Origin of the sequence: Paractinoplanes toevensis (assembly GCF_018332695.1) — a bacterium.
Lineage (GTDB): Bacteria > Actinomycetota > Actinomycetes > Mycobacteriales > Micromonosporaceae > Actinoplanes > Actinoplanes toevensis.
In genome coordinates this window covers 57,974-71,187 of the sequence record NZ_BOQN01000156.1, presented here as the reverse complement: position 1 = coordinate 71,187, position 13,214 = coordinate 57,974, and the positions used below count along the sequence as shown (strand labels likewise).

The following is a 13,214-nucleotide window of genomic DNA, read 5'->3' as shown; positions in this document are numbered from 1 at the left end:
CGTGCGGTGCCCGGCCAGCCGGGCGCTGGTCCCGGCCGTGCCGTGCCTGGTCAGCCTGGCGGGGCGCCGTCCGGGCCGGCCGTGGGTCAGCCGCCTGGCGGTGTGCCCGGCCGTGCTGTGCCCGGTCAGCCCAGTGGCGTTCCTGGTCGTGCCGCGCCCGGTCAGCCGGGCGCTGGTCCCGGTCGTGCCGTGCCCGGCCAGCCTTCCGGCCCTGCCGGGGGTCAGCCGCCCGGCCGCGCCGTGCCCGGTCAGCCCAGTGGTGTTCCCGGTCGGGCCGTGCCCGGGCAGCCCGGTGGCGCGCATTCCGCCGCACCCCCGTGGCAGGGCGTCAGCGGCTCGGATCCCGCGGCCGGACCCTCCTGGCAGGCGGGCAGCGGCGCCTATCAGACATCCGGACGGCCGGACGACGCGCCGGGCGGGCGCGCCCCGGGGCCCCGACAGACTCCGTCCGGCGCGATGGGACCGGCGTCGGTCTCACCCGCCCCGGGCGGGCCGCGACGCGGCGCTCCGCCGATGCCCGGCCGGCATGGCGACCCGACCACCTCCGGGCCGGTCGTGCCGCTCTCCGGCAACGCGCCCGACGTGCCGATGTCCCGGCCGGTCTCCCCGGCCTCGCGGCCGGTGTCGCCGGCGTCCCGCCCCGTCTCCTCGGCCGGTCCTCGCGACCGCTTCCGGACCGACGGGCCGCCGACCGGCATGGGCGCCGTTCCCGGAGCGCCGATGCCGGCCGCACCCGCGAGCGGGCCACCGGCCGGTGGCCGCTACGGCACGAACCCGCCGCCCGCCGGACCCGGCTATCCCGGCGAGGGCACCGGGCGGCACGGCACCCCCGACGACGGACGGGGCACCGGCCGACACGGCCAGCCCGCCCCTGGACCGATCAGCGGCCAGCGCGGCCGAGATGGCCAGCCGGACTTCGCCGGTGGGCCGGGTAACGGCTCGCGTGGGCGTGGCGGCCGAGGGGCGGCGGCGCAGAGCGAGCCGGGTTATCGCACCGGGCCGGTCGCCGGTCGCCGAGGCGCAGGTGGCCCGGAGGGTCCCGGCGTAGCCGACCCCGGTGCCGCTGGGCCCGGTGGACCCGGTGCTGGTCCGGGTGCGGGCATGCCAGGTGCCGGTCCGGTCGGGCCGCCTCGGCCCGCACGGGCCGCGGCCAAGGTCGTGCCGCCGGTCGTTCCCGGCAAGCAGGGCGCTCGGGCACCGGCCGTTCCCGGCCGCGCCGGCGCCATGGCCGAACTCACCGGCAACACCGCCGCACGCCAGCCCGGTGACCTTTCCGGCCCGATTCCGCGCGGCGGCCCCCGGCCGCCCGGCGACGTCTCGGGCCTGGTTCCGCGTGGCGGTCCGCGACAGCCGGGTGACGTTTCCGGCCCGATTCCACCCGGCGGCCTCCGGCCGTCGGACGACGCTTCCGGTCCGATGCCGCGTGGTGGCGTCCGGCCTGATGATGCTTCCGGTGCGATGCCGCGTGGTGGCGCCCGGCCGTCGGACGACGCTTCCGGTCCGATTTCGCGTGGTGTCCGGCCCGGAGACGGTTCCGGTCCGGTTGACCCGCGTGGGGGTCGGCCGCCCGGCGATGACCAGGGCAATCGGCGCGGCCGAGGACCGCAGCCCGGGCGGCGCACGGGTCCCGCCGGGGCGATGGCAGCCGCCGGCGGCATGCTGCCACCGGGCGCGACCGGTCCGGTCTCGCCCGGCCGACCGCCGGTGCCCGGCGGTCCGCAGCCGGTATCCGGCCAGCACAGCCAGGATCTCGGGGGCCAGCACGGCCGTCCCGACAGCCTCCCGAGCCAGCCGGTCTCGCCTGCCCACGGTCAGGGTTTTGCCGGCCAGCACGGTCGTCCGGACAGCCTCGCGAGTCAGCCGGTCTCGCCGGCACACAGCCAGGGTTTCCCGGGCCAGCACAGCCGCCCCGCCAACCAGCCGGTCTCGCCGGCGCACGGCCAGAGATTCCCCGGCCAGCACGGCCGTCCGGAACCGGATGACCGCGGCCAGGCCTACGGCGCCCCGCCGGAGCAGAGCCAGGGCTTCGCGGCCCAGCGTGGGCAGGCCGTCTCGGCGGAGGACAGTCAAGGCTTTGCGGCCCAGCGTGGGCGGCCGGTCTCCGCGGAGGACAGTCAGGGCTTCGCGGCCCAGCGTGGGCGGCCCGTTTCGGCGGAGGACAGTCAGGGCTTCGCGGCCCAGCGTGGGCGGCCGGTCTCCGCGGAGGACAGCCAGGGCTTCGCGGCGGGTCTCGGCAGTCGACCGGTCTCGCCCGCGCAGGGCGGCCGGCGTGGTCGGCCGGACAGTCTCGCTGGCCAGCCCGGTGCGGCCCAGTCCGGTCCGGCTCTGCCTGGTCCCGGCCAGCCCGGCCCGGCGCAGCACGCGCGGCCGGATGCGGGTGAACGAGGTCCGGGGTTCAGCAGCCAGCCGGTGTCGCCGGCGCGTGGCGGGGGCCAGCACAGCCGCCCGGATCTGAGTGATCGTCCCGGCAGCCGGCCGGTTTCCCCGGCGCACGGCCAGGGTGTTCCCGCCCAGCACGGCCGGGCCGAGGCCGGCCCTCGCTTCGCGGGCCAGTCGCCGCCGGAGCCGGGCGAGCGTGGTTCCGGCTCTCGCTTCGCGGGTCAGCCGGAGCCGGGTGAGCGTGGTTCCGGATCCCGGTTCGCCGGCCAGCCGGAGCAGGGTGAGCGGGGTTCCCGGTTCACCGGTTCCGGTGCGGACAGCTCTGGCTTCCCGGCGCAGAACAGCCGTCCCGAGCCGGGTGGCCCTCGCTTCGCCGGCCAGTCGGGTTCGCCCGAGCAGAGTCAGGGCTTCCCGCCCGGCCACGGGCGGCCGGAGAGCCTTGCCAGCGAGAACAGTCAAGCTTTCCCGGCCCAGAACGGGCGGCCGGAGCAGGGCGAGCGGAGCCAGCGGTTCGCGGGTCAGACCGGTAAGCGGGCACGCCCCGAACCGGCCCCGGCGTCCGGTGGTGGCCAGGCCGGTCGTGCGCCGCGCGGTGGTGCCCCGGCGAACGGGCGCGGCACCGGTGATCGCGGACCGGCCGCTGGGCGCAAGGGCGGCCCGGCGGGTGCGCTCGGCGCCGCCGCCGTCGGTGCCGGCGCGATGGGTGCCGCGGTGGCGAAGGGCGCGGCCTCGGCCGGCCCCGCTACCGGTGCGGCCTCGGTGGGCGCGGCCTCGGTCGCTGCCACGGGTGCTGCGTCAGTCGGTCCGGCTACGGGTGCTGCGTCAGTCGGTCCGGCTACGGGTGCTGCGTCAGTCGGTCCGGCTACGGGCGCCGCGTCGGTGGGTGCGGCGACGGGTGCCGCGTCGGTGGGTGCCGCATCCGTGGGTGCGGCTTCCGTCGGTGCCGCTCCGGTGGGCAAGGCGTCGGCCGCGGTCAAGGTCGCCGCGCCGCCGAACGCCGGGGACCGGGCTGCTGCCGAGGGGCGGGCGGGTGCTCAGCCCGTACCCCCAAGGGGTGAAAGCCTGTCGCCCTCCGTGGGTGCCCGGGCCGGCGCGGCGAAGGCCGCGGCCAAGGGTTCGAGGCCGGCCGCGCCGGGCGCGGACCCGGAGACCTCCGGTGGCCTGCGCGGCGCCGGGAACGAGCTTCGCGCCAAGCTGCGCACGCAGCGCCGGTTGCGGGTGGTGACGCTGCTCTCGCTGGCCGTCGTGGTGCTGGTCGTGCTGCCGGCGTTCTTCGGGCTGCGGTCGGCCAGCAAGGACCCCGTGTTCAGCTCGCTGGACTCGCTGGACGTGCCCTCGTGGGCCGCCACCCACGTCGAGGACCAGGGGAGCGGCAGCCGGTGGTGTTTCCTGGACTGCCGGTTCCGGGAGCGGGACGTGGATTCCAGCAAGCCGTTCAAGGAGACCACCGCGGCCTACACGACGGCGCTCGAGGAGGCCGGCTGGCAGCCGTGGAAGGTCGGCGAGTGCCCGGAGGTCCCGATCGCGGCCGACCAGGGCACCTACAGCTGCTGGAAGCGGGACGAGTTCACTCTGGACCTCGCGGTGCGGCTGCCGGACTGCGCGATCGACCAGGTCGCGGCGCAGGACCCGTCGTTGGTCACGTCGGCGGCGCCGACCACGGCGCCGGCGGCGAAGTGTGTGGGGTCGACGGTCAGCATTCACGTGCAGAACGTGATCACCGATACCCGCGGCAAGCCGGAGCCGAAGGAGAGTCCGGGGCTGATCGGCGAGACACCGGACCCGGTCATCTCCAACGACCCCCTCTTGGTGCCGACACCCGCGGCGTCGTGAGGCGGGCGAAGGTCACGGACGGTAGGGTCTGCACGTTGACTCGCCACCCGTAGAGGAGAAGCGCCACATGGACGCCGGAGAAATTGCAGGTCTGATCGCGGCGGGCGCCTTCCTGATGCTCGTCATCGTTCTCGCCGTGCCGATTCTCAAGCTGGGCCGCACGGTCGACGCCGCCACCCGGGCGATCAACGATCTGAACGACCGCAGCGGGCCGCTGCTCGGCAACGTGAACGAGACGGTGGAGAATGTGAACACCGCCCTCGGTCAGGTGCAGGTCTCTTTGGACGGAGTCAACGTTCAGCTGGCCAAGGTCGACACGATCACCGACGCCGCCGCACACGTCAGCACCAATGTCGCCAACCTGTCCACGGTCGTGGCCGCCGCGGCGGCCAACCCGTTGGTGAAGGTGGCCTCGTTCGGTTACGGACTGCGCAAGGCAGTGAACAACCGGCGGCGCGCCGACGAGGACCGCGAGGTCCGCGACACGATCAAGCAGCGCCGCAAGTCGGCGCGCTGAATTTCAACGAAAGGCATTCGCAATGAAGCGCCTGCTGTGGCTGGGCGTCGGCTTGGCCGTCGGCGCCCTGGTGGTTCGCAAACTCACCCGCAAGGCGAACGAGTTCACCCCGTCCGGTATCGCCACCTCGCTGTCGCAATCCGCTGGCGGCCTGGTCGAGTCGATGCGTAACTTCGTGGATGACGTCCGCGACGGCATGACGGAGCGGGAACAGCAGATCCAGCAGGCGTTCGCCGAGGGTGAGCTGTACGACGATGAGCATGATGCTCAGGAGGGCAACCGATGAAGACGGCGGAAGTGAAGCGGCGCTTTCTCGCGCATTTCGAGGCCAATGGGCACACGGTCGTGCCCAGTGCCCCGCTGCCGGCCATCGATGACCCCAACCTGCTGTTCATCAACGCCGGCATGGTGCAGTTCGTGCCGTTCTTCCTGGGCCAGCGCACCCCGCCCTACTCGCGGGCGGCGAGCGTGCAGAAGTGCATCCGCACGCCGGACATCGACGAGGTCGGCAAGACCTCGCGGCACGGCACGTTCTTCCAGATGAACGGCAACTTCTCGTTCGGTGACTACTTCAAGGCGGGCGCGATCCCGCTGGCCTGGGAGCTGTCCACCAAGCCGGTCTCGGAGGGTGGCTTCGGCCTCGACCCGGAGCGCATCTGGGCGACGGTCTACCTCGACGACGACGAGGCCATCGAGATCTGGAAGAAGACCGGCATGCCCGCCGAGCGCATCGTGCGCCGGGGCAAGAAGGACAACTTCTGGTCGATGGGCATCCCGGGCCCGGCCGGCCCGTGCTCGGAGCTGTACTACGACCGTGGCCCTTCGTACGGGCCCGAGGGTGGCCCCGAGGTCGACGAGGACCGCTACCTGGAGTTCTGGAACCTGGTCTTCATGCAGCACGAGATCACCGACGTGAAGTCCAAGGAAGAGTTCACGATCGTCGGTGACCTGCCCAAGCAGAACATCGACACCGGCATGGGCCTCGAGCGCATCGCGTCGATCCTGCAGGGCGTCGACAACCTGTACGAGATCGACGAGGTCCGCCCGATCCTGGCGCGGGCGGCCGAGATGACCGGCAAGCAGTACGGCGTGCATTCGGGCCACGCGGCCAACCAGAGCCACCCCGACGACGTACGCCTGCGGGTGATCGCCGACCACGTGCGGACCGCGCTGATGCTGATCGGTGACGGGGTCACCCCGGCCAACGAGGGCCGCGGTTACGTCCTGCGCCGCATCATGCGCCGCGCGATCCGGTCGATCCGCCTGCTCGGCTGGCAGGAGCGGGCGCTGCCCGAGCTGCTGCCGGTGGCGCGGGACTGCATGGCGCCGTCGTACCCGGAGCTGGCCGAGGACTTCGGCCGGATCTCCGACTACGCGTACGCCGAGGAGGACTCGTTCCTGTCCACGCTGCGCGCGGGCACGACGATCCTGGACGTCGCGATCGACGAGACGCGTAAGTCGGGCGGAAAGGCGCTCCCCGGTGACAAGGCGTTCCAGCTGCACGACACGTACGGCTTCCCGATCGACCTGACCCTGGAGATCGCGGCCGAGCAGGGCCTCGACGTCGACCAGGACGGTTTCCGGCGGCTGATGGCCGACCAGCGGTCCCGCGCGAAGGCGGACGCCGCCGCGCGCAAGACGGGCCACGCCGACCTGAGCGCCTACCGGGGTGCGCTGGACGCGGGCGGCCCGGTGGAGTTCACCGGCTACCAGGAGATCTCCCGGGAGTCGCGGGTCCGGGCGCTGATCGGCGACGGTGGCCGGATCGAGGTGGCCGGCGAGGGTGACTTCGTCGAGCTGGTCCTCGACGCCACCCCGTTCTACGCCGAGGGTGGTGGCCAGCAGGCCGACACCGGCGTGATCCGGGTCGGCGGCGGCCAGCTCGAGATCGTCGACGTCCAGCAACCGGTCCCCGGCCTGATCGTGCACAAGGCGCGGGTCATCCGGGGCGAGGTGCGCGCGGGCGAGTCGGCGGAAGCCGAGATCGACATCACCCGGCGCAAGGCGATCTCCCGTTCGCACACCGCGACCCACCTGATCCACCAGACGATGCGGCACTTCCTCGGCGAGTCGGCGACCCAGGCGGGTTCGCTCAACGCGCCGGGCCGGCTGCGTTTCGACTTCAACACGCCGGGGGCCGTCTCGCCCGCGGTGCTGCACGACGTCGAGCAGCAGGTGAACGAGGTGCTGCTGCGTGACCTCGAAGTTCACGCGTTCATCACCTCCCAGGCGGAAGCGCGCCGGCTGGGCGCGATGGCTCTCTTCGGAGAGAAGTACGGCGATGAGGTCCGGGTGGTTGAAGTCGGCGACTACGCGCGTGAGCTGTGTGGCGGCACGCACGTGGCCCGCTCGGGTCAGCTCGGCCTCGTGAAGATCCTCAACGAGGCGTCGATCGGCTCCGGCGTGCGCCGGGTCGAGGCGCTCGTCGGCATCGACGCGTTCGGCTTCCTGGCCAAGGAACACCTGCTGGTCACCCGGCTGGCCGACCTGTTCCGGGTGCCCGGTGACCAGGTCGCCGACCGGGTCGAGCAGACCGTGACGGCGCTGCGCGACGCGGAGAAGGAGCTCGAGAAACTGCGCGCGCAGATGGTGCTCGGTGGTGCCGGTGCGCTCGCCGAGCAGGCGCGGGACGTGCGTGGCGTCGCGTACGTCGGGGTCGAGGCGCCGGAGGGCGCGGCGGGCAACGATGTGCGTACCCTTGCCCAGGAGATTCGGGGCAAGATCGATGCCGGCCGCCCGGCGGTGGTGGCGGTCGCGTCCCGGTCGAACGGGAAGGCGTCGCTGATCGTGGCGATCAACGGCGTGGCCAAGAGCCGCGGGCTGTCCGCGGCCGACCTGGTCAAGGGCGCGTTCTCCGGGCGGGGCGGCGGTAACGCCGACATCGCGCAGGGTGGCGGTCTGCCGGCTGACCAGGTTCCGAGCCTGCTCGCAGCGGTCGAGTCGGCCGTCGGTGAGGCTTCGGTCTGACGAAAAACGCGGAGGGTGACGGCATGAGCGCACTGTCGCGGGGTAGGCGGCTGGGCGTCGATGTCGGTAAGGTGCGCGTCGGGGTCGCCGTCAGCGACCCTGACGGGATCCTGGCCACCCCCCTGGTCACGGTGCCCCGTGACATGGGTGCGGCAGCCGATGCCGTGCCCGGCGACATAGCTGAGCTCGTCCGTCTCGTGGGGGAACACGAGGCGGTCGGGATCGTGGTGGGGCTTCCGGTGCGCCTCAACGGCGCCGAGGGTCCTGCCGCCATCGACATTCGTGCGTACGCTGGGCGACTGGCGGAAGCGGTCGGCGAGGTGCCGATCGTGCTGGCGGACGAAAGGATGTCGACCGTGGTCGCGACGCGACGGCTCGCCGAGCGAGGTGTTCGGGGTAAGCGACAGCGGGCGGTCGTCGATCAGGCGGCCGCGGTGGAGATCCTGCAGAGCTGGCTGGACGCGCAGCGGAGGCAGAGATGATCGACGAGCTGGACCTGGCGTTCGACGAGCACGCCGAACGCGGACGACCTCGCCATCGGCGGGGTGCCCGCGGCGGTGGCAAGAAGGGCTCGGGTAAGTCCGGCGTCGCCTTTTTGATGGCTTTTGTTCTGTTAGCGCTGTTGGGCGGCGGTGTCTTCTTCGGCTACAACAAGGTGAAGGGATTCTTCACCGCGGCCGATTACGACGGTCCCGGCACTGATCCGGTTCAGGTGACCATCGAGAAAGATGCGACGCTCACCGACATCGGCAACACCCTGGTCGATTCCGACGTGGTGAAATCCACCAAGGCGTTCACGAACGCCGCGGGCGAGAACCCGCGCGGCAAGAACATCCAGTCGGGCACGTACAACATGAAGAAGCAGATGTCCGCGGCCAACGCGGTGACGCTGCTGCTCGACCCGAAGGCGCGGATCACCTCCGGCGTGACCATCAAAGAGGGTTTCACGAGCATGCAGGTGTTCGACACCCTCGCGAAGGCCACGAACATCCCGCTCAAGGACTTCCAGACGGCGGCCAAGAACCCGGTCGACCTCGGGGTGCCGCCCTTCTGGTTCAACCGCCGCGACGGCAAGCCGGCCGCGAAGACCAGCATCGAGGGCTTCCTCTTCCCGGACACGTACGAGTTCGACCCGAAGCTGGACGCCAAGCAGATCCTCACCGTGATGGTGAAGCGATTCGTCGACGTCACCACGGAGATGGGCTTCGTCGACAACGTGCAGAACAGTCTGTCGGTCTCGCCCTACGAGGCGCTGATCGTGGGTTCGCTGGCGCAGGCCGAGGCGGGCGTGCCGAAGGACCTGCCGAAGGTCGCCCGGGTGGCCTACAACCGGGCCTACAAGGCGAAGATGCCGCTGCAGTTCGACGTGACCGCGAACTACTGGCTCCAGGTCCAGGGCAAGGCGGCCAAGCACTCCGGCCAGCTGTCGCCCGAGGAGATCGACGACCCGAAGAACCCGTACAACACCAAGAGCAAGCTCGGCCTGCCGATCGGCCCGATCGACAACCCCGGCCAGGCCGCCCTGCAGGGTGCGATGCAGCCGGCCGCCGGCAACTGGCTGTACTTCGTGGCGATCGACAAGGACGGCAACTCGGCCTTCACCGACAGCCTCGCCCAGCACAACAAGAACATCACGACCGCCTGCAAGAACGGGGTTCCCCTCTGCTGACGTCGAAAGCCGCCGTCCTCGGCAAACCCATCGCCCACTCGCTCTCCCCGGTGATCCACAACGCCGGTTACGCCGCCGCGGGCCTGGACGGCTGGAGCTACGTGGCGATCGAGTGCGCCGAGGCGGAGTTGGCCGCGCAGATCGGCGGGCTCGGCCCCGAGTGGGCCGGGCTCTCGCTGACCATGCCGCTGAAGGAGGAGGCGCTTCGCCTGGCGGCGAGCGCCACGGTGGTCGCCCGGGCGACCGGTGCGGCCAACACTTTGGTACGCCGGGACGACGGTTCCTGGCACGCGGACAACACCGACGTGTACGGCATGGTCCGGGTGCTCCGGGCCGCCGGTCTGTGCCCGTCGCCGGCGGTGACCGTGCTCGGTGGTGGCGGCACCTGCCGAGCCGCCCTGGGCGCGGCCGCCGAGCTGGGCGCCACGTCGGTGACGGTGGTGACCCGCCGCCCGTCGGTGCGGGAGGAGCTGCGGCCGGCTGCCGACGCGCTCGGCCTGGAGCTGGCCGGCGCCGACTGGGCTGACGCCGCGAAGCTCTTCGAAGCCGACGCGGTGATCTCCACGGTCCCCAAGGGCGCCGCCGACCACCTTGCGGCCTCTGTTGACTGGCGTCCCGGCACGGTCCTGTTCGACGCGATCTACGACCCGTGGCCGACCCCGCTGGCCGCCGCCGCCGAGAAATCCGGCATTTCTGTCGTGTCCGGCCTGGACCTGCTGCTGGGCCAGGCGCTGAGCCAGTTCGAGCAGTTCACCGGCGTCACGCCGGCCCCCGAGGCGGCCATGCGCGAGGCCCTGTTCGAGGCGGCCAGCCGCCGCTGAGCCCGGCTCACGGGCGCGCGCCGCGGGTCAGCACCATGACCGTGGTCAGGGCGGCCAGCGCCGAACCGAGGATCACCACCGCCATCGGCACGCCCGTGCCGATCGCGCCCAACCCGGCCAGCGACGCCAGCGCGCCCGCCATGACCGGCTGCACGGAACCCATCACCGCGGCCGCCGTGCCCGCCCGGTCGGCGTGCCCGTCCAGGGCGAGCGCCGTCGCGTTCGGCTGGCCCATGCCGATCGTGCAGACCAGCAGGAACAGGCCCGCCGCCACCCCGATCAGCGTCCCGGCGAGCGCCGAGACGACCAGCACCAGCCCGGCGAGAATCTGCACGGCCAGCGCCGCGAGCAGCAGCACGCGGGTGCCGAACCGGTTCAGCAATCGGGCATTGAGTTGGCTCGTCACCGTCAGCCCGACCGCATTCAGCCCGAACAGCAGACCGAACACCGTCGGCGACAGCCCATAGCCGTTCTGCAGCACGAACGACGAATTCGACAGATAGCTGAACAGCGCCCCGAACGCGAATCCCTGCGCCACGGTGTAACCCACGAACGAGCGATCCCGGAACAGCGGCCCGGCCAGCCGCAGCGTCCGCCCGAGCCCTCCCTCGGTGCGCGACGAAACCGGCAGGGTCTCCGGCAGCCGGACCGCCAGCAGCAGCGTGAGCAGGGTGGCGAGCACCCCGAGCGCCACGAAGATCCCGTGCCACGAGGTGAACCGCAGCACCGCGCTGCCGATGCTCGGCGCGAGGATCGGCGCCAGCCCGTAGATCAGCGTCAGCCGCGAGTAGAACCGCGCCGCCTCGACCCCCGAGTGGAGATCCCGCACTATCGCCCGCGCCACCACGATCCCGGTCCCGCCGGCCAGCCCCTGCAGCACCCGCAGGCCGATCAACATCGGCGCCGAGGGCGCAAAGGCGATCAAGAACGACAGGATTGCGTACGCCGCCAGCCCCGCGATCGCCGGACGCCGCCGCCCCCACCGGTCGCTGAGCGGCCCGCACACCAGCTGGCCGAGCGCCGTGCCGACGAGGCAGGCGGTGAGCGACAACTGCACCTGCGCGGCCGAGACGCCCAGATCGTCGGCGATCGCCGGGAACGCCGGCAGGTACATGTCGATCGACAACGGCCCGATCGCCGTGACGAAGCCGAGCATGACGATCAGCAGCGCGCCTTTCGGGCGTACCTCGGCCTGGGTCACGCGCCGGACCATACCTCTGACCTTTGCCACGGTCAGCTGATCTTTTCCGTTGGAAGGAAGCCCGGCATTCCGGTGGGCGGGACGGCGGCGGGGCCGCGACCGGCAGCGGGGGCGGCGTGCCAGACTGTGACCCGTGTTGCGCTGGCTGACCGCAGGTGAATCCCATGGCCCGGCGCTCGTCGCGCTCCTCGAAGGCGTTCCCGCCGGGGTGGAAGTGACGAGTGCGGAAATCGGGCGCGATCTCGCGCGCCGCCGGCTCGGCTACGGCCGCGGCGCCCGGATGAAGTTCGAGCAGGACGAGCTCGAGCTGATCGGCGGCATCCGGCACGGCGTGACGCAGGGCAGCCCGGTCGCCATCCGGATCGGCAACAGCGAGTGGCCCAAGTGGCAGACCGTGATGGCCGCCGACCCGGTCGACCCGGCCGAGCTGGCCGCCCAGGCCCGCAACGAGCCGCTCACCCGGCCGCGCCCCGGCCACGCCGACCTGGCCGGCATGCAGAAATACGCGCACACCGACGCCCGCCCGATCCTCGAGCGCGCCAGCGCCCGCGAGACCGCGGCCCGGGTCGCCGTCGGGGTGGTGGCGAAAGCCCTGATCAAGCAGGCCCTCGGCATCGAGATCGTGTCGCACGTCATCGAGCTGGGCTCGGTGGCCGCCAAGACCGGCCTGATCCCCACCCCGGAGGACGCCGAGCGCATCGACGCCGACCCGCTGCGCTGCCTCGACCCCGAGGCGAGCGCCCGGATGGTCGCCGAGGTCGACGCGGCCAAGAAGGACGCCGACACGCTGGGCGGCATCGTCGAGGTGCTGGCGTACGGCGTACCCCCCGGTCTTGGATCCCATGTCCAATGGGACCGCAAGTTGGACGGCCGGCTGGCCGCCGCCCTGATGTCCATTCAATCGGTCAAGGGCGTCGAGATCGGCGACGGCTTCACCCAGGCCCGCTCGCGCGGCTCGGTGGCGCATGACGAGATCATCCCGACCCCCGACGGCGTCAAGCGGGTCACCGACCGAGCCGGCGGCCTCGAGGGCGGCATCACCAACGGCGAACCGCTGCGGGTGCGCGCCGCGCTCAAGCCGATCTCGTCGCTGAACCGCGCCCTGCAGACCATCGACGTCGTCACCGGCGAGCCGGCCACCGCCATCAACCAGCGGTCCGACGTCTGCGCGGTGCCGGCCGGCGGGGTGGTCGCCGAGGCGATGGTGGCCCTGGTGCTGGCCGAGGCCGCGGTGGAGAAGTTCGGCGGCGACTCGGTCGGTGAGATCCGCCGCAACCTGGCGAGCTACCTGGACGCCCTGGTGATCCGCTGATGGCTCCGATCGCCGTGATCGTCGGTGCGCCTGGCGCCGGCAAGACCACCATCGGCGGGCTGGTCGCCGGCGTGCTCGGCGTCCCGTTCGTGGACACCGACGCGATCATCGAGGCCGAGGCCGGCAAGCCGATCCCGGAGATCTTCATCGACGACGGCGAGGACGCTTTCCGTGCGCTGGAGCGCGCGGCCATCGCCACCGCCCTGGCGGATTTCGCCGGCATCCTGGCCCTCGGCGGCGGCGCGATCCTCAGCGAGGAGACCCGCGAGCTGCTCAGCCGGCACACCGTCGTCTACCTGTCGGTCGAGCTGTCCGACGCGGTGCGACGGGTCGGCCTCGGCGCCGGTCGTCCGCTGCTCGCGATGAACCCGCGTGCCACCCTGAAATACCTGCTGGACCAGCGCCGCCCGCTCTACTCCGCGGTGGCGACCCACACGGTCGCCACCGACGGCCGTGATCCAGCCGACATCGCCGATGAGGTCGTCACCCTGCTCAAGTAGAGCAAGTATTGGTCG

At 72.2% G+C, this 13,214-nt stretch carries 12 protein-coding genes; 9 read left to right on the top strand and 3 right to left on the bottom strand.

Annotated features, from left to right (window positions below):
* Both Ato02nite_RS47575 and Ato02nite_RS47570 read right to left on the bottom strand, forming a co-directional pair.
* A partial coding sequence (locus Ato02nite_RS47575; protein WP_213013348.1) for a hypothetical protein occupies window positions 1-303 on the bottom strand: 303 nt, incomplete at its 3' end.
* Between the two features lie 171 nt (window positions 304-474).
* Window positions 475-2,838: a hypothetical protein gene (locus tag Ato02nite_RS47570; RefSeq protein ID WP_213013347.1), complete on the bottom strand. Its 2,364-nt coding sequence runs from the start codon at window positions 2,836-2,838 to the stop codon at window positions 475-477.
* Window positions 2,839-3,300: 462 nt separating this feature from the next.
* On the opposite strand from Ato02nite_RS47570, the gene Ato02nite_RS47565 reads away from it, so the two are divergent.
* The 7 genes from Ato02nite_RS47565 to Ato02nite_RS47535 all read left to right on the top strand — a co-directional run bounded on the left by Ato02nite_RS47565 (window position 3,301) and on the right by Ato02nite_RS47535 (window position 10,186).
* Window positions 3,301-4,212: a hypothetical protein gene (locus Ato02nite_RS47565; RefSeq protein WP_246608180.1), complete on the top strand. Its 912-nt coding sequence runs from the start codon at window positions 3,301-3,303 to the stop codon at window positions 4,210-4,212.
* 67 nt (window positions 4,213-4,279) lie between these two features.
* On the top strand, window positions 4,280-4,729 hold the full coding sequence (locus tag Ato02nite_RS47560; protein WP_213013346.1) for a DUF948 domain-containing protein: 450 nt from the start codon (window positions 4,280-4,282) through the stop codon (window positions 4,727-4,729).
* Between the two features lie 22 nt (window positions 4,730-4,751).
* The gene (locus tag Ato02nite_RS47555) at window positions 4,752-5,015 is read left to right on the top strand and encodes a hypothetical protein (protein WP_213013345.1); all 264 of its coding nucleotides are present in this window, start codon (window positions 4,752-4,754) and stop codon (window positions 5,013-5,015) included.
* On the top strand, window positions 5,012-7,696 hold the full coding sequence (gene alaS / locus Ato02nite_RS47550; protein WP_213013344.1) for an alanine--tRNA ligase: 2,685 nt from the start codon (window positions 5,012-5,014) through the stop codon (window positions 7,694-7,696). The genes Ato02nite_RS47555 and alaS overlap by 4 nt, the downstream gene beginning before the upstream one ends.
* Before the next feature lie 23 nt (window positions 7,697-7,719).
* The gene (gene ruvX, locus Ato02nite_RS47545; RefSeq protein ID WP_213013343.1) at window positions 7,720-8,178 is read left to right on the top strand and encodes a Holliday junction resolvase RuvX; all 459 of its coding nucleotides are present in this window, start codon (window positions 7,720-7,722) and stop codon (window positions 8,176-8,178) included.
* Window positions 8,175-9,365: an endolytic transglycosylase MltG gene (gene mltG / locus Ato02nite_RS47540; RefSeq protein ID WP_213013342.1), complete on the top strand. Its 1,191-nt coding sequence runs from the start codon at window positions 8,175-8,177 to the stop codon at window positions 9,363-9,365. Before ruvX ends, mltG begins: the two co-directional genes overlap by 4 nt.
* Window positions 9,359-10,186 carry a shikimate dehydrogenase gene (locus Ato02nite_RS47535; protein ID WP_438873126.1) on the top strand — a complete coding sequence of 276 codons (828 nt, stop codon included), beginning with the start codon at window positions 9,359-9,361 and terminating at the stop codon, window positions 10,184-10,186. The genes mltG and Ato02nite_RS47535 overlap by 7 nt, the downstream gene beginning before the upstream one ends.
* Window positions 10,187-10,193: 7 nt before the next feature.
* Here Ato02nite_RS47535 and Ato02nite_RS47530 read toward each other — a convergent pair whose 3' ends face one another.
* Window positions 10,194-11,387, bottom strand: a complete 1,194-nt coding sequence (locus tag Ato02nite_RS47530; protein WP_246608179.1) for a multidrug effflux MFS transporter — start codon at window positions 11,385-11,387, stop codon at window positions 10,194-10,196.
* Between the two features lie 133 nt (window positions 11,388-11,520).
* On the opposite strand from Ato02nite_RS47530, the gene aroC reads away from it, so the two are divergent.
* Both aroC and Ato02nite_RS47520 read left to right on the top strand, forming a co-directional pair.
* Window positions 11,521-12,699, top strand: a complete 1,179-nt coding sequence (aroC, locus tag Ato02nite_RS47525) for a chorismate synthase (RefSeq protein WP_213013340.1) — start codon at window positions 11,521-11,523, stop codon at window positions 12,697-12,699.
* Window positions 12,699-13,199, top strand: a complete 501-nt coding sequence (locus tag Ato02nite_RS47520) for a shikimate kinase (protein ID WP_213013339.1) — start codon at window positions 12,699-12,701, stop codon at window positions 13,197-13,199. The genes aroC and Ato02nite_RS47520 overlap by 1 nt, the downstream gene beginning before the upstream one ends.
* The last annotated feature ends 15 nt before the right edge of the window (window positions 13,200-13,214 follow it).

Bases quoted from the DNA above. Each gene is read 5' to 3' on its own strand.
- alaS (WP_213013344.1), top strand. From the start codon at position 5,012: ATGAAGACGGCGGAAGTGAAGCGGCGCTTTCTCGCGCATTTCGAGGCC.
- Ato02nite_RS47555 (WP_213013345.1), top strand. From the start codon at position 4,752: ATGAAGCGCCTGCTGTGGCTGGGCGTCGGCTTGGCCGTCGGCGCCCTG.
- Ato02nite_RS47560 (WP_213013346.1), top strand. From the start codon at position 4,280: ATGGACGCCGGAGAAATTGCAGGTCTGATCGCGGCGGGCGCCTTCCTG.
- ruvX (WP_213013343.1), top strand. From the start codon at position 7,720: ATGAGCGCACTGTCGCGGGGTAGGCGGCTGGGCGTCGATGTCGGTAAG.
- mltG (WP_213013342.1), top strand. From the start codon at position 8,175: ATGATCGACGAGCTGGACCTGGCGTTCGACGAGCACGCCGAACGCGGA.
- Ato02nite_RS47520 (WP_213013339.1), top strand. From the start codon at position 12,699: ATGGCTCCGATCGCCGTGATCGTCGGTGCGCCTGGCGCCGGCAAGACC.